The 25,138-nt window shown below is 42.3% G+C and carries 26 protein-coding genes; 7 read left to right on the top strand and 19 right to left on the bottom strand.

Annotated features, from left to right (window positions below; all coding sequences use genetic code 11):
* Nucleotides 1-39: 39 nt before the first annotated feature.
* From yidD to rpmH, 3 genes are all read right to left on the bottom strand, one after another.
* Complete coding sequence (yidD, locus tag NPE20_RS15980; RefSeq protein WP_256539683.1) at nt 40-282, bottom strand: membrane protein insertion efficiency factor YidD; 243 nt, start codon at nt 280-282, stop codon at nt 40-42.
* Complete coding sequence (locus tag NPE20_RS15985; protein WP_256539684.1) at nt 279-662, bottom strand: ribonuclease P protein component; 384 nt, start codon at nt 660-662, stop codon at nt 279-281. Before NPE20_RS15985 ends, yidD begins: the two co-directional genes overlap by 4 nt.
* A gap of 75 nt (nt 663-737) precedes the next feature.
* Entirely contained in the window at nt 738-896 is a 159-nt protein-coding gene (gene rpmH / locus NPE20_RS15990; RefSeq protein ID WP_082800363.1) for a 50S ribosomal protein L34, read from the bottom strand.
* A gap of 140 nt (nt 897-1,036) precedes the next feature.
* Here rpmH and NPE20_RS15995 point away from each other — a divergent pair, with 140 nt between their 5' ends.
* The gene (locus NPE20_RS15995) at nt 1,037-1,915 is read left to right on the top strand and encodes a ChaN family lipoprotein (protein ID WP_256539685.1); all 879 of its coding nucleotides are present in this window, start codon (nt 1,037-1,039) and stop codon (nt 1,913-1,915) included.
* 82 nt (nt 1,916-1,997) lie between these two features.
* Here NPE20_RS15995 and NPE20_RS16000 read toward each other — a convergent pair whose 3' ends face one another.
* The 3 genes from NPE20_RS16000 to mscL are packed head-to-tail and all read right to left on the bottom strand — an operon-like array spanning nt 1,998 to nt 3,150.
* On the bottom strand, nt 1,998-2,333 hold the full coding sequence (locus tag NPE20_RS16000; protein ID WP_256539686.1) for an MmcQ/YjbR family DNA-binding protein: 336 nt from the start codon (nt 2,331-2,333) through the stop codon (nt 1,998-2,000).
* A 3-nt stretch (nt 2,334-2,336) separates the two neighbouring features.
* Entirely contained in the window at nt 2,337-2,726 is a 390-nt protein-coding gene (locus tag NPE20_RS16005; protein WP_256539687.1) for a hypothetical protein, read from the bottom strand.
* A gap of 10 nt (nt 2,727-2,736) precedes the next feature.
* A complete protein-coding gene (gene mscL / locus NPE20_RS16010) occupies nt 2,737-3,150 on the bottom strand; it encodes a large-conductance mechanosensitive channel protein MscL (protein ID WP_256539688.1) in 414 nt (137 codons plus the stop codon).
* A gap of 152 nt (nt 3,151-3,302) precedes the next feature.
* Between mscL and rpoN the strand changes: the two genes are divergently transcribed.
* Nucleotides 3,303-4,775 carry an RNA polymerase factor sigma-54 gene (gene rpoN / locus NPE20_RS16015; protein WP_256539689.1) on the top strand — a complete coding sequence of 491 codons (1,473 nt, stop codon included), beginning with the start codon at nt 3,303-3,305 and terminating at the stop codon, nt 4,773-4,775.
* Between the two features lie 158 nt (nt 4,776-4,933).
* Here rpoN and NPE20_RS16020 read toward each other — a convergent pair whose 3' ends face one another.
* The 3 genes from NPE20_RS16020 to NPE20_RS16030 form a co-directional block, all read right to left on the bottom strand.
* A complete protein-coding gene (locus NPE20_RS16020; protein WP_256539690.1) occupies nt 4,934-5,950 on the bottom strand; it encodes a PorP/SprF family type IX secretion system membrane protein in 1,017 nt (338 codons plus the stop codon).
* Nucleotides 5,950-8,634 (bottom strand): gliding motility-associated C-terminal domain-containing protein, encoded by a 2,685-nt coding sequence (locus NPE20_RS16025; protein WP_256539786.1) that lies wholly within the window; start codon nt 8,632-8,634, stop codon nt 5,950-5,952. Before NPE20_RS16025 ends, NPE20_RS16020 begins: the two co-directional genes overlap by 1 nt.
* A gap of 133 nt (nt 8,635-8,767) precedes the next feature.
* Nucleotides 8,768-9,472, bottom strand: a complete 705-nt coding sequence (locus NPE20_RS16030; RefSeq protein ID WP_256539691.1) for an NUDIX hydrolase — start codon at nt 9,470-9,472, stop codon at nt 8,768-8,770.
* A 147-nt stretch (nt 9,473-9,619) separates the two neighbouring features.
* On the opposite strand from NPE20_RS16030, the gene NPE20_RS16035 reads away from it, so the two are divergent.
* From NPE20_RS16035 to NPE20_RS16045, 3 genes are read left to right on the top strand one after another with little or no spacing between them, the layout of a single operon-like run.
* A complete protein-coding gene (locus NPE20_RS16035) occupies nt 9,620-10,309 on the top strand; it encodes an ABC transporter ATP-binding protein (RefSeq protein ID WP_256539692.1) in 690 nt (229 codons plus the stop codon).
* Nucleotides 10,287-12,869 (top strand): ABC transporter permease, encoded by a 2,583-nt coding sequence (locus tag NPE20_RS16040; protein ID WP_256539693.1) that lies wholly within the window; start codon nt 10,287-10,289, stop codon nt 12,867-12,869. The genes NPE20_RS16035 and NPE20_RS16040 overlap by 23 nt, the downstream gene beginning before the upstream one ends.
* A 7-nt stretch (nt 12,870-12,876) precedes the next feature.
* The gene (locus NPE20_RS16045) at nt 12,877-13,551 is read left to right on the top strand and encodes an arylesterase (protein ID WP_256539694.1); all 675 of its coding nucleotides are present in this window, start codon (nt 12,877-12,879) and stop codon (nt 13,549-13,551) included.
* Nucleotide 13,552: 1 nt separating this feature from the next.
* Here NPE20_RS16045 and NPE20_RS16050 read toward each other — a convergent pair whose 3' ends face one another.
* The 5 genes from NPE20_RS16050 to NPE20_RS16070 form a co-directional block, all read right to left on the bottom strand.
* Complete coding sequence (locus NPE20_RS16050) at nt 13,553-14,341, bottom strand: SDR family oxidoreductase (protein WP_256539695.1); 789 nt, start codon at nt 14,339-14,341, stop codon at nt 13,553-13,555.
* Nucleotides 14,342-14,441: 100 nt separating this feature from the next.
* On the bottom strand, nt 14,442-15,719 hold the full coding sequence (gene fucP, locus NPE20_RS16055; RefSeq protein ID WP_256539696.1) for an L-fucose:H+ symporter permease: 1,278 nt from the start codon (nt 15,717-15,719) through the stop codon (nt 14,442-14,444).
* Nucleotides 15,720-15,765: 46 nt separating this feature from the next.
* Nucleotides 15,766-17,004 (bottom strand): DUF6786 family protein, encoded by a 1,239-nt coding sequence (locus NPE20_RS16060; protein WP_256539697.1) that lies wholly within the window; start codon nt 17,002-17,004, stop codon nt 15,766-15,768.
* A gap of 2 nt (nt 17,005-17,006) precedes the next feature.
* Nucleotides 17,007-17,864: a fumarylacetoacetate hydrolase family protein gene (locus NPE20_RS16065; RefSeq protein ID WP_256539698.1), complete on the bottom strand. Its 858-nt coding sequence runs from the start codon at nt 17,862-17,864 to the stop codon at nt 17,007-17,009.
* Between the two features lie 4 nt (nt 17,865-17,868).
* Nucleotides 17,869-19,032 carry a glycoside hydrolase family 172 protein gene (locus tag NPE20_RS16070; RefSeq protein WP_256539699.1) on the bottom strand — a complete coding sequence of 388 codons (1,164 nt, stop codon included), beginning with the start codon at nt 19,030-19,032 and terminating at the stop codon, nt 17,869-17,871.
* 144 nt (nt 19,033-19,176) lie between these two features.
* Between NPE20_RS16070 and NPE20_RS16075 the strand changes: the two genes are divergently transcribed.
* Together NPE20_RS16075 and NPE20_RS16080 are read left to right on the top strand one after the other, a co-directional pair.
* A complete protein-coding gene (locus NPE20_RS16075; RefSeq protein WP_290427208.1) occupies nt 19,177-20,490 on the top strand; it encodes a DEAD/DEAH box helicase in 1,314 nt (437 codons plus the stop codon).
* 330 nt (nt 20,491-20,820) lie between these two features.
* On the top strand, nt 20,821-21,303 hold the full coding sequence (locus NPE20_RS16080) for a nuclear transport factor 2 family protein (RefSeq protein WP_256539700.1): 483 nt from the start codon (nt 20,821-20,823) through the stop codon (nt 21,301-21,303).
* A gap of 54 nt (nt 21,304-21,357) precedes the next feature.
* Here NPE20_RS16080 and NPE20_RS16085 read toward each other — a convergent pair whose 3' ends face one another.
* The 5 genes from NPE20_RS16085 to NPE20_RS16105 form a co-directional block, all read right to left on the bottom strand.
* Nucleotides 21,358-21,585, bottom strand: coding sequence for a VF530 family protein (locus NPE20_RS16085; RefSeq protein ID WP_256539701.1), 228 nt, complete (start codon nt 21,583-21,585; stop codon nt 21,358-21,360).
* A gap of 74 nt (nt 21,586-21,659) precedes the next feature.
* Nucleotides 21,660-22,319, bottom strand: a complete 660-nt coding sequence (locus tag NPE20_RS16090) for a beta/alpha barrel domain-containing protein (protein WP_256539702.1) — start codon at nt 22,317-22,319, stop codon at nt 21,660-21,662.
* On the bottom strand, nt 22,312-23,406 hold the full coding sequence (locus tag NPE20_RS16095) for a sugar kinase (protein ID WP_256539703.1): 1,095 nt from the start codon (nt 23,404-23,406) through the stop codon (nt 22,312-22,314). Before NPE20_RS16095 ends, NPE20_RS16090 begins: the two co-directional genes overlap by 8 nt.
* 99 nt (nt 23,407-23,505) lie before the next feature.
* Nucleotides 23,506-23,979, bottom strand: coding sequence for a DUF4920 domain-containing protein (locus NPE20_RS16100; RefSeq protein WP_256539704.1), 474 nt, complete (start codon nt 23,977-23,979; stop codon nt 23,506-23,508).
* Between the two features lie 489 nt (nt 23,980-24,468).
* Nucleotides 24,469-25,074: an alpha-ketoglutarate-dependent dioxygenase AlkB family protein gene (locus NPE20_RS16105; RefSeq protein ID WP_256539705.1), complete on the bottom strand. Its 606-nt coding sequence runs from the start codon at nt 25,072-25,074 to the stop codon at nt 24,469-24,471.
* Between the last annotated feature and the right edge of the window lie 64 nt (nt 25,075-25,138).

Raw genomic sequence — 25,138 nt, forward strand, 5'->3', positions numbered from 1 at the left:
AGTTGAGCGGTTTTTGACTTTTAACTTTTGAATTACAGATCAAGGTACCGGATCGTGCCCGTGCCCACCCCATGGGTTGCAGCTGGCAATGCGTTTTATAGTTAGCCACCCGCCTTTAAACGCGCCATGTTTTTTAATAGCTTCCACCCCGTATTGCGAGCATGTAGGCGTATAGCGGCATGATGCCCCTGTTAAAGGCGAAATAAAGTACTGGTATATCTTTATCAGCAACAAGAAAATTGCTCCTATTATGCCTTTAAATATATCCCACAAAAATTTCATTTAACAACCTCCCCTGCAAGCTGTGTTAAAAGCTTAAGCATCTTTTTTTCAAAAAATTCATATGGGGAAATTTCTTTGCCAATGTAACTTATTGATAATACCAGCTTTTTACCGCTGCTATTTAATACATTGTACAATTGCGCTTGTTTATTAAGCCGGTAGGCTTCGCGCATGCGGCGTTTAACCAGGTTACGGTCTACCGCGCGTTTATAACGCTTCTTGGCAACAGAAAAAACTATTTGCACAGGGAATTGCTGCTCACCATCGGTAAGCATCCACGAAGCTTTAAAGGGATAACACAAAAAAGAAGAACCGTTATGAAAAAGCCCGTCAATAAGCTTTTTGTTACATAACCGTTCTTCTTTTTTAAAAGTATACATAGTTGTTGATGCTGAACCGAAATAATGTTTTACACAAGCGGTTCGGCCCCTTTTACAAGGGGTTAACAACCAGAATTATGCTTTGTGGCTGCGTTCGTCAGAAACAGTTAATCTTTTTCTGCCTTTTGCTCTTCTTGCTGCAAGTATCCTTCTGCCATTAGCAGTTGACATACGCTCACGGAAACCGTGTTTATTTCTTCTTTTCCTTTGTGAGGGCTGAAACGTTCTTTTCATGATATATTTTTATTCTTTATGCTATTCGTCGTTTAAAAAAACAAGAGCGCAAATGTAGCCTTTTTTTTAGTTTTTTCAAATACAAATGTGGTTATTTGATAACGGATATTTATTAACATATTAACATATATATTTTAGCTATGAAATTTACCGCCTTATTACTCCTGCTATTATCGCCTTTTGTTGCCCTATGCCAGGACCAAATGGCGCAGCATTATAAAATATATAATACTGCTAAACAGCGCATAGCAACGGCTGATGATATTATAAACGACCTTAACAAAGCCGATGTGCTATTTTTTGGCGAGGAGCACAATGACTCTACCGGCCATTACCTGGAAAGCCTGTTATTTAAAAAACTGGCAGACAAATATCCCGGCAAAGCAGCATTATCGTTAGAAATGTTTCAAACAGATTGCCAAACCGTGCTAAACGAATACCTGGCGGGTTTTATACGCGAGAAGAATTTAATTACCGAAGGCCGTGCATGGCAAAACTATAAAGACTACCGCCCAATGGTAGAACTGGCCAAAACCGCGCACATTCCGGTTGTTGCAGCCAACGCCCCTACCCGCTATACCAACATGGTTACCCGCATGGGTTTAAGCAGCCTGGACCAACTTGATGCAAAAGCAAAGGCATGGTTAGCTCCTTTACCTGTTGACACCGCTACAGGGCCTTATTATGAAAAATTTGTGACTGTTATGGGTGGGCACAGCGCCATGGGCACCATGAAGATCTATCAATCGCAAAACCTGTGGGATGCTACTATGGGATGGAACATAGCCCAATTTTTAAAAACGCATGCCGGTTACAAAATATTCCAGGTAAATGGCGGTTTTCATAGCGAAGAGAAACTGGGCACCGCAGCACAGTTAAAGAAATATCTGCCTAAAGTGCGCATGGTAAACATTGCCGTATATGCCGATGATAGCTTTGACAACCCCGATTGGACAAAATTTGCCAAAATGGGCGATTATGTGATCTTAACTGATCCTAAACTGGCTAAGACGTTTTAGTGAATTAGTGAATTAGTGAATTAGTGAATTAGTGAATTAGTGAATTAGTGAAAAATAGCACTGATGTTGTTTTGTTTTACTATTATTCAAATATTATTAAGTCTGCCAGATGCTTTGGAGCTACTTCGCAATAGGCCGTTTTTAGTATTTCGGTGAGCATTTCTTCTTTTACAGCAAGCAGGTTAATATGCGTCCAACCCTGCTTGCCCCATTTGTTGGGCACTGGGTAAATAACCGCATTATCAAACGTACAAAAGACATCCTGATCGGCAGGTGACAACTTTACCGTAGCCCGGTTATGTTCAGGTACCGCGGTTGCAAATATTTTATTATTTACACGGAATGACGTCTTCTCGAAGTGCGGGCTTTCGGTTACCTCAGGGAATGAGAGTACTGTTTGGCGGAGGGTATCAAACATATTTTAATTTCTCTTAAACAAATCCACACCGTTACTTCTGATGCCTATAATTCTCATGTAGGATGGCGAATCGCTATGTATAAGTCGTTTTAAGATAACAGAATCTCCTATATTACAATATCCTTCATCAATCACAAATGACTGATTCAGATGATTGCCTTTATATATATAATCTAAAACTGCATAATATCTTGGGCCTCCACGAGGATTGTCTTCTTTATAAACGTCACTTACTCGTGTATATATTGTAACTCCATCAGCCGCTAAACGGTTATCAACCTGCAAATCGTTATATCTAACACCAAACCAAATGCAAGCAGCAATTATTGGTATCAAGATGATACCAACCCAAAATAGAGCATTTTGATCAGACTGACTATAGTACTTGGGCAAGGTTATAAAATTAAGCTTTCCTATCAGCCAAAATATCGCGTATCTGAGTTAATAATACCTCTTCTTTTGTTGGCTCTGGTGCAACTTCCGGTGCGGCTTCTACCGGCTTTCTCATAGAATTAATGCCCTTAACTACCATAAAAATACAGAAGGCTACGATCAAGAATTCAATAACCGTGTTGATAAAATTACCAACATTCATGGTTACATCGGGAATATTATTGGCCGGGTCGCCGTGCTTTAAAAACACTTTTATGCTTTTAAAATCTATGCCACCGGTAAGGTAGCCTATTGGGGGCATAATTACATCATTTACCAACGAGGTAACAATTTTACCAAAAGCGGCACCAATAATAACACCCACTGCAAGGTCAACAACGTTGCCTCGCATAGCAAACTCTTTAAATTCTTTTATAACAGCCATTGTTTGTGTTTTTGTGTAATTAAAGTTAACAATAAATCTGTTGCATGTCCAAACAAAATCCGGGCAAAAGCATTTTAAAACCTAAATAAACCACTTGTAAGTAATTTTTAAACTTTAAGGTAATTGGTGTATTTTTGACCTCGTCTACTATTATGCTTAAACAGAACCTTCAACAAAAACTCTTACAAAAACTCTCCCCGCAGCAAATACAATTTATAAAATTGTTGCAGGTGCCTACCGTGTCTCTTGATACACGTATTAAAGAAGAATTAGAAGAAAACCCCGCGCTTGAAGATCTAAGTTTAACAATTAACGAACCAGAGGAACAATATCCCGACCGCGACCCCGATGAAGACACTTATAACAGTGAGGATGAAAAGGGGGAAATGGATGAGTTTAATATTGACGATTACCTGCAAGACGATAACGTGAACGATTACGGCACCCGTTATGACCAAAATGGTGATGACGAGGACGAACGTAAAGAGATACCTATTGCTGTACAAAGTTCGTTTTTTGAAAGCTTACAGGCCCAGCTCGACCTTTTGCCCCTATCTGATAAAGACTTTAGTATAGGCAAGCAAATAATAGGTAGCCTGGATGATGATGGTTACCTGCGCAGGCCAATTATGTCGCTTACTGATGATCTGGCCTTTTCGCAGAACGTGATGGCCGACGATGAAGAGGTAGAGGATATGCTAAAGGTAATACAAAGCTTTGACCCCCCGGGTGTTGGCGCCCGTAGCCTGCAGGAATGTTTACTGATACAACTGCGCCGTAAAGACCCTAACGATCTTATTATAAGGAAAGCCATACTGGTGGTAGAAAATTACCTGGAAGAATTTACCCGCAAGCATTACGATAAGCTGGAGAAATCATTAAACATGAATTCGATTGAGCTGCGTGGTGTGGTGAACGAGATATTGAAACTTAACCCAAAACCGGGCGATAGCAACGAGGTAAGCACCAAGCAAATGCAGGTAATACCCGATTTTCATATCAAAAATAACGATGGGGTATTGATACTTACACTTAACTCTAAAAACGCACCGGAATTAAAAGTAAGTCGCTCTTACCAGGAAATGTTTCAGCATTATGATAAGGCCTCGCAAAAAGATAAAAAGCTTAAAGAGGCTGTTCAGTTTGTAAAACAAAAGCTTGATTCGGCCAAATGGTTTATTGATGCCATAAAGCAGCGCCAGCAAACCTTGCTGAAAACCATGAACGCCATAATGCAGTATCAGTACGATTTCTTTTTAACAGGTGATGATAAAAACCTGAAGCCAATGATCCTGAAGGATATTGCCGACAGGATAGGCATGGATATTTCTACCGTATCGCGTGTGGCTAACTCTAAATACGTACAAACGGAGTTTGGCACTTTCCTGCTAAAATCATTCTTTAGCGAAGCTATACAAACCGAAAGCGGCGAGGAAGTTTCAAACAAAGAGGTTAAGAAGATCCTGGAAGAACATATTGGCAAGGAAGATAAACGCCACCCGCTGGCAGATGAAAAGCTGACCGATATACTAAAAGAGGCCGGTTACAATATTGCCCGCCGTACCGTTGCCAAATACCGCGAACAAATGAATATCCCGGTGGCAAGGTTGAGGAAAGAGTTGTAAGAAAGAGTCAAGACGATTAGAGTCAAGACAAAAGAAAAATCTCTTAAAGGGGAGTCAAAATCCTTAAAATCAAAACACAAAAAAGCCCTTTAAACTATAAAGGGCTTTTCTTTTTAATTTTTGTCTTGACTCTTGACTCTAATTGTCCTGATTCTACCCTACCATCCATGTTGCGGGCTGCTTAGTTTATACCGATTGTTAAGCATTATGCCTAAAACAATTTCGTGTGAGCCGTTGCTTACTGTGTTTAGGGCCGATGTAGTTACATCATATGAATAACTTACGTTAATAAGTGAATTTAGGTTAAACCCAGCCAATACCCCGAATGAATCGTCTCTGCGGTATGAGCCGCCAAACCAAAACTTATCACGGAAAGAAAGCTTCATATTGATGTCAAACGATGTTGGCGCAGGTTCAATAAATTTCAACAATGCCGATGGTAATAAGGTTACATCATCGCTTAAGTAAAGTTTATAACCGGCGGTAGCAAAGTAATGCGGTACAGATTTATTTAAGTTTAACTTATTACCTGTTGTAAAAAATTGGTTTTGCGGAATTATTTGCTGTGCCGATACCCCTACATAATAGTCTGACGAATATAACCAAACACCTACGCCCGCATCGGGTTTCCACTGGTTATTATTAATATTCTGTAATGAGAAGTCGTACTGATACTCTAAAGTTATGAGCGATGTATTTAAGTACAAATGATTAAGACCCGCCGATACACCTACCGCCAAATTAATCCTGGGGGCAAGGCCAATGTGATAAGCATAAGTTGCAGCCATATTTGTTTGCTCTATCGGCCCGGCCTTGTCAGTAACCAGCATAAAACCTATGCCGTGATGTGGTTCGGCGGCGCGGTAATCCTGCGTATATAACCTGCTGTAAGGGTTTTCCCCGCCCGATGGGAATGATGTGGCATCGCCCTGGGTAAAATTGGTACCAAGCGGTGCGTTTATGGTAAGATAGGCTGTTACAGGGGCCCCTTCAAGGCCGGTCCACTGGCTGCGGTGCCCCAGTTTAACATCGGTATAGTTTTCTATACCCGCAACAGCCGGGTTTAATAAAAAATTATTAAAAATGTATTGCGTATACTGTGGCTTTTGCTGTGCGTAAGTACAAAGCATTATACCAGAAAGTAAAGCAGTTAAAAGTAAAATTTTCTTCAACATTATTTAATTATAGTAATGTTCCCGGAAATTAACTTACGTCCATTTTTTGGGTTTATAATATAGTAATACGTCCCTGTGGGAAGTATTGTGCCTTTATATCTTCCGTCCCAGGGGGATGCATAACCAACAGACGAATATACCTTTTCTCCTTGTCTATTGTATATATCAACAGTATTTCCTGGATAAGTTTCTAAATATTTAATATTCCAGGTATCATTTACACCATCTCCGTTTGGCGTAAAAGCATTTACAACTAATGGTTTTTTAAGTACTTTAACAATTATTTCATCTGTTGCCACACAACCCGAGTCTGTTGTGACAGTAAGCTTATAGAAAGTATCTTCGATAGCTGAAGATATAGGATTTAAAGCATTTTTATTATCAAGCCCCCTCGCCGGCGTCCATTCATAACTTAACCCGTTTCCGCTTGCAGTAGCGGGTAGTATTACACTTTCACCTTCAAGCAACACAAGGTCATTACCAGCATTTACTGCAGGCAAGGGGTTCACTGTGATAATCCGTTCAGCTGTTGCATCGCAGCTATTTTGTGCAATAAAATGGTAAGTTATAGTAAACGCGCCGGGGCCCGAAATAGCAGGATCAAACAAACCAGCTGAATTAACTCCTGTACCGCTAAATGTACCACCTTTAACATCTGCAATAAGCTGAACAGCACCACCTGCTTGGCACATAGGGTTAACGGCATTTATAGAAACCACAGGGCTTGGGTTCACCGTAATAACATGTTCAATGCCATTATCACACAAAGCATCTTCACCCGTATACACTATCATTTTTACAGTAAAATTTGTAGGCGCAGTTAACGGCCCGTATAAGTGGCGGTAATTCCCATCGGCAGGAATTTCACTTTTATTGAATGTCTCGAAAATTTCGGGATGATTAACAAAATCATAGCAAATTTTTATCATGCTTACGCTACCCGGGTCGGCTTGCGAGTCGTCATGAATTATAACCTCGTCGCCAGCGCATAAATTTGACCCGTAAGAAAACCCGGGTATTGCACGATCTGTAATACTAAAATCAAAATCAATATCCCTGCTTGTTCCGCAATCTTCATCAGGTGCAATAACAGTAGCTGTATAATTATAACTTCCTTTTTGGTATTGAACAGTACCCGGATATTCATACCGGTAAAGCGTTTTACCATCCTTTTGAAACGGTATCCCTATAGGGTTTGGGATTTGTAGTATTGGGATATTATTAAAACTCCAGTTTATTTTAGTGGTTGGGTAAGGCAAAACCAACTGTAGTTTATAAGTTTCATTGGTGCAGCCGTTTAGCTGTATGGCGTTGGTTTCCGGGTTTTCAAAAGCAATATACTCGTTTAGGTTTCTTAGATTGGCGCCCGCCGAGTAACCGTATGATTCATTTTGACCAAAACCATAGGCAATTGCGTTAAAACCACCATCGGCACTAATATAATGCGTGCCCGCGCTTACAGGTATTTGCGCGTAAGAATAAAGCTGGTTATTCAGGATAGCCACAAATTTTGTGTATGGCACACCATCAAGCTTGAACGTAGCAGCTTTATCGGCCCTGATAACTACATTAATATAATTATTGATTATAGAATCTGCTCTTGCTGAATATAACGTAACATGGTCAAGCGTTTGCTCCAATGGGTTAAGGTATATCATTTCGGGGTCGCCTATATCGCGGCTGTCAAACTGGCAACCATTACCTAATACTTTACCTTGTGTAACCGCATATTGTATCACCTGTATAGGTTTATTAGCAGTAATATTGTTTGTTATGTCTGAAGAAAACTCATAAACATTATTCTGAATACTTGCCGGTGGAATAACTGCACCATTTATTTTAAGGAAGGTATTTGGTTCGCTACAAAACACTCTAAAAATATCATAGTTTCTGCTTTTTAGAGGAATGGTTATATAATTTATGCCCCAGGCCGTAGTTGGATATACCTGCTGAAACAGATTATCTGAAGTGAAATTATTATCATGGCAACCAATGCCAATTTTTGTGCTACCAGAAAAAACCGCAATCTTTTTACACTCGCCATTAGCTGTACTAATACTACGTATTTTTGTATTTGTAAGATCTTTATCAGACAGGCCCTGATATACTTCCCCTTTTTTTAAAGTAACTGGAAAGGTTTGCCCGGCTGGTTTTTCACCAAGCAATTGTTGTGATGGTGTGATCTCAACAGTAGTATTATCCTCTGTAGCTACTATCATAAAGCTGGAGTACGCATCAGATACGTTTGCTTCCTGTTTGTAATTTATAGAGTAATAGGTTTTACCCAAAACTGCAACCGGCAATAAAAGGGTAGCGCCGGATACACTTGACGCATAAATATGCGCGTAAACCGCAATTTTCTTTTCGGCGATAATATGCAGGCCTTTTAAAAATTTACCCTCTTTTTTTAAAAACGCAGATTTTGGTATAGTAACTATTGTTACCTGCCTGGCAGTAACATTAAACGGGATAGCAGGAAAGCTGTTATCTGCAATCTCTACCTTACCGGATGTATTCTCATCGGCAGTAATGTAAAGGCTCATTTTGCTTATTTGGTCTTTGGCATCTATATGCGACATAAAAGCAGTCCAAAATTCTTTGCCCTGGCTTGATGTGCCCTGGGCAAAACCTAAATAACTGCAACAAACTAATACAAATGTTATTACAACACGTAAAGCCCTCACCCTGTTCAACTTAATAACTGGTTATAATTTACTTTGCCAATTTAGATGCAAAAGCGTGCTTTAAATGTAAGCAGTTTTATTGTAAACCTAAATACATCTGCGAGTTGTGTGTAAAAAGTGTGAAACTTATGGTTTAAAAGAATTTATCGGGATTAGGTACCAGGTTCAGGAACTTTTCAAAGTTCTTTTCGTAATTAGATTGATCTAACCGATAGTAAAACGCCCCCTTTTTGGATGATTGCTTATCCTTTTCAGCCAGCTTCACCAACAAACCTGTTGAAAGCAGCTTACGGCTAAAGTTACGGTCATCAAACTGGGTTTGGTAAACCCCTTCATACAATGCCTGTAACTGCGGTATGGTAAAACGCTCGGGCAATAGCTGAAATAATATAGGATGCAGTGCGGCCTTATAACGTAACTGCTTTTTGGCCAGCTTCACCATTTCGGCATGGTCAAATACCATCTCAGGCATTTCATCAAGCAGATACCAAACGGGATGGTTTTCTGTGGTTATCTGAGTTTCGTACTGCTGAATATCTATCAGCGCGAAGTATGCTACAGACAATGTGCGCTCTACCGGGTCGCGGTCTGGCTTGCCAAATACACGAAATTGCTCCATATATACGTTCTTCAATCCGGTGCGTTCTTCCAGCACGCGGTTTGCAGCATCCTCGGGGCTTTCTGATGGATTTATGAAACCTCCCATCAGGCTCCATTTTCCACTTTCTGGTTTTAAACTGCGTTCTACCAGTAACAATTTGATGTTCCAGCCATCAAATCCAAATATGATACAATCTACAGCAACTAAAATTCGGTGTTGCCCGGGATATCCATGCATAGGTATAGTTTATTTACAAGTGTAAAAAAAATATTGGCATTTTAAAAACAGCAATAAAATGTAATGCTTTTGTAAGTAAACATATAATACCCTGTCGTTATTAATAATTCTTTGATATTTACTTTATTACAACAAAACAATTAAAATTTGGAAACCATTTTAAACATATCAAACCTAAACAAAACTTACAAAAGCGCCGGCCGCCTTTTAACTGTTTTAGATAATATAAATTTCAATATCAGCGAGGGTTCTACAAATGCTATAGTTGGCCCATCGGGCAGTGGTAAAACTACCTTGCTTGGCCTTTGTGCCGGCCTGGATAGTGCAACCGCCGGCATTGTTGAACTAAATGGCATCAGTCTCAGCAATTTAAGCGAAGATAAACGCGCGCAGGTGCGTAACCAATATGTTGGTTTTATATTTCAGAGTTTTCAGTTGCTGCCTACCTTAACGGCTTTAGAGAATGTGATGGTTCCGTTAGAGCTTCGTGGCGAAAAAAATATTAAAGCCCGCTCTTTAGACCTGCTCGACAAAGTTGGCCTGGCTGATCGTGGCCACCACTACCCTGCCCAATTATCCGGCGGCGAACAGCAGCGGGTATCATTGGCAAGGGCATTCTCTAATTCGCCCAAAATTTTGTTTGCCGATGAACCAACCGGGAACTTAGATGCCGAAACAAGCGAGAAAGTTGTAAAGCTGATATTTGACCTTAACCGCGAGGCGGGCACAACGCTGGTTTTGGTAACGCATGATCTGGAACTGGCTGCCAAAACCCATCGGATTATAAGAATAAAAGGCGGCAAATTGGTTGCTGATGATAAAACCAGTAATGAGTAACGCGCCAATGGATACCGTAAATTTCAAAAGAAAAATAAACATCGCCTGGCTGTTTAAAATGGCCCTGCGCGATAGTCGCCGTAACCGGGGCAGGCTGCTGCTGTTTATCTCGTCTATAGTATTTGGTATTGGCGCGCTGGTAGCCATCTACTCGTTCCGATACAATATTCAAAATGATGTTAACGACCAGGCCGCTACCTTAATTGGTGCCGACCTTACCATTAGCGGCAACAAACAACCGGATGCCAAATTGCAAAAGCTGCTCAATAGCCTGGGCGATGACCGCTCGGAGGAACGTAGTTTTCCATCTATGGTGTACTTTACAAAAAGCCAAAGCACAAGGCTGGTACAGGTAAAGGCACTACACGGTAATTTTCCCTACTATGGCGATCTGGAAACCACACCTGTAAAAGCCGGCCGTGATTTTAAGAAAGGCAAGTATGCTTTGGTTGATAAAACCCTGATGCTGCAATTTAACGCCAACGTTAACGACTCTATAAAAGTTGGGCAGGAAATTTTCGTGATAGCAGGTGTATTAAATAAAGCCCCCGGGCAAACGGGGCTCTCGGCAAGTATTGCGCCTACAGTGTATATCCCTATGCAGTACCTGGATAAAACCGGGTTAATTACCACAGGCAGCCGCATTAATTACAGCTATTATTATAAATACAACAGCAAAACCAATATAGCCAAACTGGTAAAAGGACTTGATCCTACACTTGATAAAGCGGGTCTTAATTACGATACGGTTGAGGGCAAAAAGGAAGGCACAAGCCGCTCATTTTCAGATCTGTCGAGGTTCTTATCTTTAGTAGGATTTATTGCCCTACTGCTGGGTTGCGTGGGTGTGGCCAGTGCCATCAACATTTACATCCGCGAAAAAATACAGTCAATAGCTATTATGCGCTGTATGGGTGTAAAAGCCTCTGAGGCATTTTTAATTTATTTGATACAGATAACCGGCATTGGCCTTATTGGTTCGGTAGCGGGGGCTATATTAGGCACAGGCATACAGCATCTGCTGCCATTAGTACTGGAAGATTTTCTGCCGATAACCATATCCGTAAATATATCATGGATGGCAATCTGGCAAGGCATTTTATTAGGGCTTATTATATCCATATTGTTTGCGCTGCTTCCGCTGATATCTATCCGTAATATATCGCCATTAAACACTTTAAGGCTTTCTGTTGATGATACCACCACCATCCGCGACCCGTTCCGCTGGTTGGTATATGTGCTGGTTTTACTATTCATCACCTCGTTTGCTTACCTGCAAATTGGCGATTGGATGGCGGCGGGCTTCTTTACCATTGGGATAATGGTCGCATTCCTTATTCTTACTGCCATCGCCTGGTTGTTGATCAGGTTTACAAGGCTGCTGGTTATGAGCTCCTGGAGCTATATCTGGCGACAAGGCTTCGCTAATTTATACCGACCAAATAATCAAACAATCATCCTAACGGTTTCAATTGGTTTAAGCACGGCATTTATTGCTACGCTGTTCCTGATCCAGCAGTTACTTATTAGCCAGGTAACGCTCTCAGCCGGCGATAATCAATCAAACATGATATTGTTTGATATACAAGCCGCCCAGCAAAAAGCCGTTGCCGATCTTACCCGCAAACAAGGCCTGCCGGTGCTTTCGCAGGTGCCCATTATTACTATGCGGTTAGAAAAAGTGAACGGAAAAACCGCTGCCGATGCCAAAAAAGATACTGCCCTGCATATATCACAACGTGCTTTTACATACGAATACCGGGTTACCTATCGCGATTCGCTTACCCCATCGGAAAGGGTAACCAGCGGCACCTGGACAGGTAAGGCAGAGCCCGGCAAAGACATCCCTGTATCCGCCGAAGAACGTTTTGCCAACCGCATTAATGCCAAAGTTGGCGATAAACTGGTATTTAACGTACAAGGTGTAATGATGCAGGCTTATATCAGCAGCATCCGTAAGGTAAACTGGAACAAAATATCAACCAACTTTCAGGTAGTGTTTCCTACCGGGGTTTTGGAAGATGCGCCTCAGATACATGTACTGTTAACGCATGTGCCATCAAACACCGTTTCGGCAAAATACCAGCAGGCGGTGGTAAAGCAGTTTCCCAATGTTTCTATTATTGATCTGGGTCTGATATTAAACGTGCTGGACGAACTATTGGGCAAAATTGGTTACGTTATTAAATTCATGAGCGGCTTTAGTATCATTACCGGTATTATTGTGTTGATATCATCCGTTCGCATTAGTAAATACCAGCGCATTCAGGAAAGCGTTTTATTAAGAACGCTGGGCGGCAGCCGTAAACAGATCTTTGCCATAACCGCTTTAGAATACCTGTTCCTGGGGGCTTTATCGGCCCTTACGGGTATCGTTATTGCCATTGGGTCCAGTTGGTTGCTGGCCAAATACACGTTTGATATGCCTTACGCGGTTAATTTTTTACCGGTTATCGTAATCTTTTTCACTATTACCTCGTTAACAGTTATAATTGGCCTGCTAAACAGCAGGGGCGTTTTAAACAAACCACCGCTGGAAATATTGCGGTCGAATTCATAAATTAACTATGCTTAACAAATTCAGAATACTTGCGGTACTTGCCCTCACCATAACCGTTGCCGGTTGTGGTAGCCAGTCCACATCTAACGATACCTCAGAAAAAGCTGAAACAAAAGAGGCCACTGCAGCAAATAAAAACATTTTAGTTTTTGGTGATAGCCTAACTGCAGGCTATGGTCTGGATGATGCGTCGGAGTCGTACCCCAGCGTATTGCAAACCAAGATAGATTCGGCAAAGCTGCCTTATACTATCATCAACGGCGGCTTAAGTGGTGAAACATCTGCCGGGGGTAAAAGCCGTATAGATTGGTTGCTGAAACAGCATATAGATGTTTTTGTACTGGAACTTGGTGCTAATGATGGCCTGCGCGGGATCCCGGTAAAAGAGACCGAACAAAACCTGCAAACTATAATTGACCGTGTTAAATCGAAATATCCAAACGCCAAACTGGTAATGCTGGGCATGCAGGTACCACCAAACATGGGTGATGATTATGTAAGCGATTTTAGAGACATGTTCCCAAAGCTGGCCGCCAAAAACAACATGACCTTAGTTCCATTTTTATTGCAGGGTGTAGGTGGTGTACGCGCTTTAAATCAAAAGGATGGTATACACCCTACAGCCGAAGGTGCCAAGATACTGGCCAACAATGTTTGGCAGGAGTTGAAAGGCTTGCTATAAGTTATGCGTTTGCCAGCGCCCTGTCCAGATGTACATAGCCACCGTCAACATAAATAATTTGCCCGGTAGTATGGCTGGAACGATCTGATAACAAAAACACTACGGTGTTGCCTATTTCTGCTGCAGTGGTCATACGCTGACCGAGGGGGATCTTAGCTTCTATCTCTTTGCGCTTGGCAATAGGATCGGCCAGGGTGTTAATCCAGTTCTCGTAAAGGGGTGTCCAGCACTCGGCAACTACAACGGCGTTTACGCGGATGCCATATTTCAATAACTCCACCGCCCATTCGCGGGTTAAGGCGTTGCGCCCGCCATTTGAAGCAGCATAGCCGGATGTATTCCCCTGCCCTGTTTCGGCAGTTTTAGAAGTGATATTTAGTATCGCACCTTTTGATTCTTTTAATTGTGGTAATGCATGATGCGCTATCAGATAGTAATGCACCATATTTTTATGGAGCGATGCTATAAAATCATCGTAATTGCCATTCTCTAAGCCCACGCCATCGTTTACCCCGGCATTATTCACCAGGCCATCAATCCGGCCGTATTGCTCTACAATCGCCTTTACGGCTTGCTCACATTGTTCGGGCCTGGTTAACTCGGCAACAACCTGACCTGCCTGGCCGCCGTTGTCGGTTATGGCATCAACAACTTTTAAATTATCCTCCCGGCTCCTGCCAATAATTACGGGGATGGCCCCTTCGGCAGCAAGCGCGTTAACAATACCCTCGCCTATGCCCTTAGCACCACCGGTTACAATAATTACTTTGTTCTTCAAGTTTAAATCCATCTCACTTATTATTAAAATAGAATGTCATCTTGTTCGTATGATTGGTGGCGACATTGCGTAATGAACAAGATTCCTCTCTATCGTTCGAAATGACATCGGGTTAATGTCCTGCCACCATTTCCACCTTCTTAACTTTTAAATTCTTTAGCGCGAACCAAAGTATCCCTATAAAACAAACACCCGGCACTAAGTATGATAACTGAATATTAGATGCATCAGAGATTCTGCCCATTATTGGCGGCAATATCGCGCCACCAACAATACCCATGATAACCAATGATGACCCTAATTTTGTTTTAGAACCCAGATCACGGATACTCAAAGAGAATATGGTTGGGAACATGATAGACATAAAGAACCATACCGCCATTAAAGTATACACCGCGATAGAACCCTTTAAGGTTACAGCTGCGCCAATTAATATAATATTGATAATGGCGTAGGTAACCAGCAGTTTAACGGGGTTAAAAAACTTCATTAATAAGGTACCCAGGAACCTGCCGGCCATAAACAGACCAAAGGCAATAGATAAATTATACGAAGCCGGTTTTTCTGCAAAACCCGCAACCCGTTCGCTAAAGCGGATAAAGAAACTGCTTACACAAGCCTGTGCACCAACGTAAAAAAACTCTGCCAATACGCCAGACATCAGGTGTTTATCCTTTGTCAGTTCAAGTATCCGTACACCTAAAGGCCTGCGTTCCTCTTCCTTTTCTATACTGCTTTCCTCTTTAATTTTGGGGAAGGTGGTACGCCAAACCATTATCGCTACCAAAAAAACCACGATACTTATCACCACAAATGGGATCTGCACGGCAGATGCTTCGTGATTTAAATATTGGTTCAATTGCTCGGGCGACATGGCTTTCTCTTCGGCCGCGCTTAAGGTTTTCCCCGACAGAATGAACATGCCCCCAAATGTTGTTGCAGATACCGCCGCAAAACCATTGAAAGATTGCGCAAGATTAATGCGTATGGCCGAACCTTTTGGATCGCCTATTAAGGTTATAAGCGGGTTGGCAGCAGTTTCTAAAAATGCCATACCCGAGAAAACTACAAACAGCGCCCCTAAAAAGAACGCGTAGTTACGCACGGCTGCAGCCGGGTAAAACAACATTGCCCCTACCGAAAATAGCAGCAGCCCTAATATAATGCCACCTTTGTAGCCATACCTTTTCATGAATTGCGCCGCAGGTATAGGCAGCAAAAAGTAGGCGATATAGGATGCTGAATCTATCAGCGACGATTGAAAATCTGTTAATTGGCAAGCCTTTTTAAGGTGCGGTATCAGTATAGGGTTAAGATTAAGTGCAAAACCCCAGATGAAAAACAGGGAGGTGATAAGCGCTACGGCAACTAAACTTTTGTCTTTTGGCATTATACAGGTTTAAATTTATTCAGGAAAAATGGTGGGCCAATATAAATTATTTAAACGCAGCTTGTATATCATTCAATGAAATTCCGAGCGTTTTTAGTGCGATACTGTTTAATTGTGCCTCATCACCGGTAAAATGGAACACGCTGTGGTTATGTATCAGCCGTTCGCCGGGCTTTAAAAACGCCGCGGGCGATACGCTCTCTATCTCATAAAAAGGCCCCATTTGCCCGCCTGTAGCCAGTGGCCCATCATTGTAAGCGTTCACCGCATCGCCAATAAAAGGTGGTTTATCGGTCCGCCATTCCTGGTTAAGGTAAGTGCCTTTACCATCTACATCATAAAGGGTTATGGTTAATACCTTATGTTCCGGATCGTAACTACCGGCCATGGTTTTTGCCCGGTTTGGCGGCACACCCAACTTACCACGGCTTTTACCGTCGGCTTTAAAAAGCAGTATGCCTTTGCCATACTTTACCCTATCCGGTGGGATCTGCCCAAAATAATCGGTAGTGGCCACTTTGCCGGTGGTATTCTCATTGTAAGGCACCACAATAACTGTTTTCTCTGACGGCGAGAACATATCTAAATTCCACAGGCAAGGCGCGCCGGTTATTTTATCCCAAGCCTTATTACCGTTGTTGATGAGGGTATTGCTTGTACTAAATGCAACCGAACTTACCTTATCGCCGGCTGTTATACCCAGCATTTTATCAATATCCGTGCTTTGTAAGATCTTCACCTTACGTTCCAGCTTTATGGCTAAAACTGTATTGGCATAGTTAACCATTTCGGTGGTTTTGTTCATGGCAATTTCGTTGTCGTTTTGTGATACCAGGTTCCAGCTTTCGTTGTCAACAGCAAACGGTGTATGCCAGTTAGCAAATTCCATTTTGGTGCCCGGCTTAAAAAAAAGTGAGAATTTACCACCCTCGGGGCCAAGCCATAGGCGGTCTTCACCTCCGTAAGCACTCATGTGCTCATCAGGTTTGGCTTCAAAGGCTTTGTAGTTTACCCAGCCAAAGCTTCGGCCTTCGTTGCCGTTTGCTGTTGAAGTAAATACCTTTCCCTGGTATTTATACGATACAAGCACCTGCGCTTTGCCATCACCGCTTTTTAAAACAATAACTCTACCCCTCTTCCTTAAAAAATCAAGGTCATAACCAAAGGTACCTTTGACATATTGTACCGTATCGGCAGCAACCCTTTGTTCCTTTTTAGCATTTTGTCCGCAGGAACAAATAACCATAACCGGCAACACGAATAACAAATTTTTAAATTGCTTCATTATTAGTTTTTATGTTTGGGGTTAATGGCTATGGTATTTATCATGGTACCAATGTTGTCAATACTTATTTCTACCACATCTCCCTCCTGCAGGGTAAATGTTGGCGGCGGCACCAGGCAGGTACCCGTCATCAGGAAACAACCCTGTGGGAAATCCGTCTCAGCAAATAAATAACCGGTTAATTCAGTAAAGGAGCGTTTTATCCGCGATACCGTAGTTTCATCCCTAAAAGTCTCTTTTCCATCTCTGCTGATGGTCATCTTTATGACCGACTCTATCGGGATAGGTGTTTCGCTCACATACAAGCACGGACCAAGGGCGGCGCTTTTTTCATAGATCTTAGCCTGTGGCAGATACAGGGCATTTTCGCCTTCAATACTGCGCGAGCTCATATCATTCCCTATGGTATAACCCTGTATATTTCCGTTTGAATTTACAAACAAGGTGAGTTCCGGCTCGGGCACATCCCAGGTAGAATCCTTCCGGATATATACTTCCTTTAAATGGCCGGATACCCTCGAAGCCACCGATTTAAAGAATAATTCCGGGCGTTCGGCATCGTAAACCATATCATACAAACTGGCAGCCGTTTCAGATTCCTCCATCCTTGCATCGCGGCTTTTAAGATAGGTAACACCGGCTGCCCAAACCTCCTGCCTGCCTATCGGCGGCAATATGCTGCCCTCGCTTAACCAGATGGTTTCATCCTCGGTACTAACCTTTTTGAATTTGCCCAGCAGGCTCTGCAAATAGCCCTCTAAGCCATCCCGGTTAATAAGGCCATCCCAATTACCGTCTATCATATAAAAATCGTCCTCCTGCTCTAATAGGATGCCGTTTATGGTTTTATATAACTTCATAGCTTTAGTTCACTTCCAGTTCATCTTTTGATGGCAGTTTCGGGAATGGCTCATGCTGCCCGGTCTGGTACCAAAACACCACCGAAGCAATATCATCCTGCAAAGGCATATACCTGCCTCCGCTGCGCCAGCCTAAAGCCTGTATGGTAACCTTCAGGTTTTTCTCAAAACGTATAGGGTCGGCAATATGCCAGCGATACATGCCAAAGCGTTGAGCAACGTTATACAAACCATCGCCGCGTATTACCTGCGGCATGCCGGTATAAGGGCCGCTAAACTCGGTGTAGTTCCTGCTTTCGCTACCGTCCGGGTTCTTTTTGCGGGTTTCAAAATTGTACGATCCGCAGAAATAATCTTCAGTACCGGTACCTATAATGGTAGGGAACTTGGTATCGCCATCCATAAAAAATTTGATCTCGCCTTCGCCCCACCAGCCATTTTTGTTGGAGCCGTAGGCCATGTAAGTGCCTACATACTGGCCTTTGCCCTGTATGCTATCTACCAAAACATAATCTTTTTTGTAGGGCAGCGGGTTTATCCGCCTGAACTGGGCATGAAAATATGCCGCATCATCGGGCACTTTAGTCAGCGTGTAATCTACCTGGTAATACAGTACCATATCCTCATTATCGATGTTTTCCATAGTAATACGGCATTTTTTACGGAACGGCATTGGCCAGTAACAGTTAAAGGCACTGCCCGGGTTTACCACTACTGCCAGCGATGTAACCGGCGCATATTTGCCCCAGCCCATGCAAAAGAAATCGCCAACGGGCGATTCTACCGATGGCGTGGTTTCATCATCCCAATAAAAACGGATAATAGAGTTGCGCCAGTTTCCGGTAGGTGTCATCCAGATATGTTGTATAGCGCCTTCGCCGTTTATTTCGGCAACGGTGTAGGTTGTATGTTTTTTGATGATAACGCTTGGGCTTACCTTCCAGGTTTGGCCCAGGTCGCGGGAAGCAGCAGCGCCTGTACCGGTTGTAGCCATGCCCCCTTTACCTTTTTCACCGTTAAAATTTTCGGGACTGATGGATCTGCTGATAGCATCGGAGGTGCGATAAATGTTGCCCATGTTTGCATCGAGGCCATTAAACTTTTGTTGCGCGTGCACAGATACGCTAAGGATGCCAAGCACCCCCGCTAATAAGAAAAGCTTTTTCATAAGTTTTATTATAGGTTTAACGACTAAAAGTAGTAAATATCTAATTACAATAACATAACAAGTATGCTACACAATACCGGATATCGCCCGGATATCTTAAAAGCGGGATGGTTTTGGTATCTTTGCGCTCTTTATATTTTTTAAATGGTGTGGGCAGATAAATTTAAGCTGAATAAGCAATTAATAAAATCGGTAAACGATGCAGGATTTGACAATCCGAAAGAATTACAGCTAAAAACGCTTAACCGCATTATTGGCGGGCAGGATGTTATTGCTATTGGCCCCGAGGGCTGCGGTAAAACCACAGTTTTGGTTTTGGCTACCTTAAACCGGTTTAAGCATAGTGCCGATGGCGTGCCCAAGGCTTTGATATTAGCGCCCGACCAGGAAAAAGTATTTGAGATACTGGCGCAGTTTGACAGGTTAAACCGCAATCAATCTATCCGTATTGTTAGCCTGCATGCCGGCCAAACCACCGAACAGAACATGGATGACCTTGCCGATGGTTCTGATATTGTAGTGGCTACGCCCGACAGGGCACGTGCCATATACCTAAAGCTTGGCCTCAACCTAAATAAAGTTGATTTTTTTGCTGTAGATGATGCGCAGCTTATCATTAAGAAAGGCTTACAACTCCCTGTAGTAGAACTGGCTAACAGCATTGGCAAAGCCCAGCATTTGGTATTTACCGAGGTGATGCATGATAAGCTTGAAAAGATGATAGTGCCATTTATGCAGCTGCCTGCAACTATCGAAGTTGAGGAAATGCCGGAAGAACAATTACCCGTTCACCCGCAGATGCTGTACCATTTGCCAAACTTTGGCACCAAGCTAAACCTGCTAAACTTGTTCTTATATGATGAGGAGCTGTTTACCAAAACGGTAGTTTTTGCCAACACCCGCCTCACTGCCGAAACTATTTATAAGAGCCTGTATAATCGCCTGCGTAACGCGGTGACCACTATAAACCCCTTATCTTTTGAGTATAATAAGGTAAAGGATATCAGCGAATTTAAAGCGGATAGCAGCCTGCGTGTGCTGATAGTTGCCAATGAAGGCACAGAGGATATTGATGTAACCGGCATCCCTTTTATCATCCATCTTGACCTTCCGGCAGAGAAAGATATCTACATAAAGCATATTGAAAACCACGATATTGATGCTGAAGATGAAACCTTAGCTTTAACCTTTGCTACCGATCTTGAGCTTGACCAGGTACGCAAAATAGAACAGGCTACCGGCCAAAAAATGCAAAAGGCAGATCTGCCCGAAGAACTGGTAATGGAAAAAGACCGCAAGCAGAAAGAAAGTGAAAAAGTAAAGAAGGTTGTTAAGCCAGATCCAAACCAATATGTACCGGGCGAAGCTTTCCATGAGAAAAAGCCGGAAAATTCAAAAACTTACAACTACAGTTCGGGCACCAAAGCCAAAATGAACATGAAGAAAAAGCACGGCTAAGCTTTTTGAAGGACATTTAATTCCCTCCCATCGGGAGGGGTGAGATAGGATGCGCAGTGGCAGGGAGGGGTTTAGCCGCCTTCCAATATCGCTTTGTTAAACCCCTCCCTACACCCTCCCGTTGGGAGGGAATCGCACAACCCGTGCTTTTTCGTCATTGCTTGAATCTTTATTAAGGTGACTCTACAGACCGTTTTAACGTCTTCCAACCTGCCTCAAAACTGTGTATTATATTGTTCGGGTAACTACCGTAAAAATTTGATTTTTAATGATTTAAATGATTAATTTTAATGTAACAAACACGTTACAACCAATTTAAATCCTAAAATCATGAAAAAGCTTTTTTTGTTTCTTTTCCTATCCGTGCCATTTGTGGCAATGAGTCAGGCAAACGGCGGTTACACCGCCAGTTACTCGTCAAAGTTTACCATTGCCAGTCCAACGTACTCCGACAAAATTTTGACGCTTTGGAAAGACTTTGAAAATAACACATTAGATGCACATATGGATTTCTTTGCAGATACAGTGACCATGATGTTTGCAAACGGGACTGTAATAAAAGGCAAGGCAGAGAATTTAAAGGGCGCAAAGGAGTATAGAAGCGCGATGCAGAATTATAAGGTGAAGTTACATGCCTGGCTGAGCTTAAAAAGTGACAAGAATGAAAATGTGGTTTGCGTTTGGGGATCCGAAGAATATACTGATAAAACCGCGAAACAGGTTAAAGCAGGCATACATGAAGTATGGATATTTAATAAAGATGGGAAAGTGGGTTTAATGATGCAATTCGCGAGTGTAGAGGGCAGTATGTGATAGTTTATGATATTAAAGGCTGCCTCAGGGCGGCCTTTTTTGTGAATGTAACTACTATCCCTCAATTTCTTTATAAAACTCGATATAGAGATCTTCTACTTTTTTGCGTGCCCATGAGGTTTTACGCAAAAATTTCAGGCTGGAGCCAATACTGGGATTATCCAGAAAGCAGTTGATACGGATACGGTACCCCATCTCTGCCCAACCCAGGTGGGCGACTAAAGCATTCAGGATGGCTTCTAATGTTTTGCCGTGCAGCGGGTCATTTGATTTTTGATCCATAGGGACAAAAGTAGGATTTCTTTTTTACCACAGAGGTATGGAGAGAACCTCTGTTCACTCTGTGGTTAATATAATTATTTGCTCAATTGTACCAGCTCTAAGGCTTTAACGGTATCGTTATATAACTGGTCGTACAGACGCTTATCCAATACATTACGGCTCACCAATTTGCTGCCCATGCCCACAGCACATACCCCCGACCTAAACCACTCTGCAATGTTACCTGCCTCTATCTCTACCCCACCGGTTGGTATGAACAATTGCCCCGGGAACAACTCCCTGATAGAGGATATGAACGCCGGCCCAACAATGTTGGCCGGGAATATCTTTATCAACCGTGCCTTATGCTGCTGGGCCACATTGATCTCGGTAGGCGTCATACAACCGGGGATCCAAAGTTTACTGTGTTTATCAGCTACACGGGCAACTTCGCTATCTATTATCGGCGATACAATAAAATCTGCCCCTGCTTCAATAAAAGCTTCTGCCTCTGAACCGGTTTTTATGGTACCGATACCCAAATGCATATCCGGCATTTCGGCGGATACAGCCTTTTTTATGATATGAAAGTTGCTTAGCGCTTCTTTACCCCTGTTCGTATATTCTAACACCCTAACACCTGCCCGGTACAAAGTGCGTATTACCTCCAGGCTTACTTCGGCATCTTCATAGAAGAACAAAGGCAGCATGCCCTGCGATAAAATGGTATCTAAAACTATCTCTTTATTATTCATACTTTATCGCTTTAATAATTTCGTCAACTGTATTTGTGGTGGCATCACTGGTAATAAATAGTTTCTGGAATGCAGCGGCTGTTGCAAATTCAAGTGTTTGCTGCGCAGGTTGATTATTGTAGAAACCATATATCAGCCCGGCCATAAAACAATCGCCGGTACCCACCTTATCAACCTTCTCTTGGGTGTTATATTCATGCGAGGTATAAAACCCGTCATCGGTATACAAACTGGTGTAGTAATCAATATCATCCCATTCATCAAAACGAAAGGTATTGGCTACGGCTTTGCATTTAGGGTATTGCTCCGCTATACGTTTTGAAGATGACAGGGCTTCTTTCAGGTAAATACTCTTCTGACCGGATTCGTGAATGTCGCCCAAAACCTCAATACCTAACATCTTTTCGGCTGCCCAAATGTTGCCCATTATCACGTCGCAGTATTTCACCAATTGTGGCATAACCTCCTGTGGTTGTTTACCATACTGCCATAACTTAGAGCGATAATTTAAATCGACTGATATGGTAATACCTTTTTTTGAAGCCGCCTTCAAAGCCTCCAGGCACACATCAGCTACCTGCTGATTTATAGCCGGGCAGATAGCGCTAAAATGAAACCAGCTTACCCTATCCAACACTTTATCCCAGTCGATCATACCAGGCTTTAGATCGGCAAAAGCCGAATTTGCACGGTCATAAATGAGGGCATCATGCTTCAGGTCTTTCCCTTTGGTAAGGAAGTAAAGACCTAACCTGTTGCCATGATAATACACCGGCGAAGTGTCTATATTCTTTTTATTAAGATAACCGATGATCTGTTCTGAAAGGCCGTTCTTTGGCAGGGCGGTAAAGTACTTAGATGGCACATCCCATAAAGCCAGGGCCGTCGCCACATTGAGCTCGGCACCGCCTACATAAAATGGCAGTGCCTTATTGTCCAGCCAATTACCGTCGGCATCCGGACTGATCCTTAACAGCAACTCGCCGAATGATAGTACCGCGCCGCTTTTAAAGTTTTTTAACAATAAACCGCTCATAGTATTCAGGATGTTTTTCTTAGATAAGTTGGCTGAAATTATATAATTCATTTGTATATCCGTCCAAAAAAGTGAAAATTGGATGGTTTGGAAAACAAAAAAGCCCGTAAACACAATTTACAGGCTTTGTATATTTCGAGTACCTTTTAGTTATTTCACTACCAGTACGCCATCGGCCATAATAGAAATATCTTTCTTCGGCTCTTTTATCATGGCTATTTCTTCTTTGCTTTTGCCTGCATCAGCAGCGTAATGTTTTAAGCGCTCAACCGAAGTTTCTTTCACTTTGGCTTTACCTTCAATTACTACGGTTTTACCCACAATATTTTGCGGCATAAAGTATTCGTAGTTGGTAAATTGCACCATTATTGGTGCACCATTAGCTTGCGAAAGCTTCATGAAGCAGCCTTTCTTTTTGCAAACCTCAACTACAGTTCCGGTGACTTTACCAGTATAAACGCTATCGGCGCTTAAGGTTTTGTTTAAGTCCTCAGTATTTACAGCGTTATCCGCGGTAACGGTTTTACCATAGGTTACGCCGGCATCGGCTGGTTTAATAGTGCTTTGTGCAAATGTGATGGCGCTAAAACCAAGGCAAATTGCAAGTAGGGTAATTCTTTTCATATCTGGTTTTTTTAGGATGATCGTTCACAAAAATAACACATTATTTTAATTATGTACTACTTGAATTAAGGTTGGAAATGTTGAGATTTTTCACCCCACTCCTACCGCATACCTCTCGGTATGTTGAGGGACTTTATCTTAATTTCAGCAAAATACTTTTGAAATGCGCTTCGTATTAATGGGCAAAAATAAACATGCACTATTACTTCATGTAAATTACGAAAATATCTGATTATAAATTTACTAAATATTTTTCATTCATCGATTTTCGTTATAGTTAATACGATTTTAAAGCATTTTTCAGGGCAAAATCAGGGCTATCCCGGGATAATTCAAGTAAATATTCTTCAGAGAATATTAGTATGCCCAAGGCAGCAATTGCGGTAGACATGTGATAGAAAACGTGCCTGCTCAAATAGCTAAACTCAAGCCCCTACCCTTTCACTCCCCGAAAAGAGATTATACATATTAGCACTTCTAAAACCAGCTTTAACTTATCATCCGGAAGGTGAGATTGATGCGCTCTTTCATCGTCTTAACAGATTTGGGCACCTGATGCTCCCAGTTATGTTGCAGGTCGCCTTTCATGATCAGCAGCGAGCCGTTCTCCAGTTCAACCGAGTACTTCAGCTTATGGTTTTGCTTGTGCCTTACATCAAAGCGGCGTACCTGCCCAAAGCTTACCGAGGCTATTACAGGGTTTATACCCAGCTCAGGCTCATCATCTGCATGCCAGGCAACAGAATCATTGCCGTTCCTATAATCGTTAAGCAGAACGCTGTTAAACGCTAATCCGGCAGCTTGTTCAACTCTTTGTTTGATGAAGAGCAGTTCTGCTGTCCAGGGAAAGGGGTGGTACTTATTGCCACTAAAGGCGTAGGTTTTGCTATTATCGCCATACCAGGCGGTTAAACGTGGTGTATTTAGCAGTTTACCATACATTTGGATAGTTTCTTGTTTCCATGCTATGGTTGCCTTTAGCTTTTGCATCAGGCCGGTACTTTCATCACGGGTAAAAAAGTTGGGGCGGTAGTCCATTAGTTCCGGGGGGAGTTTTAAACTTTGCCCGCCATCAAAAAAGCTAAGTTGTTCCATTAATATCTTCAACAAGTTTCGGTATGAATAGTGTTGTAATTTATCTAATTTTAAAGGTTTTTAA

This window comes from Mucilaginibacter aquariorum (assembly GCF_024498135.1).
Lineage (GTDB): Bacteria > Bacteroidota > Bacteroidia > Sphingobacteriales > Sphingobacteriaceae > Mucilaginibacter > Mucilaginibacter aquariorum.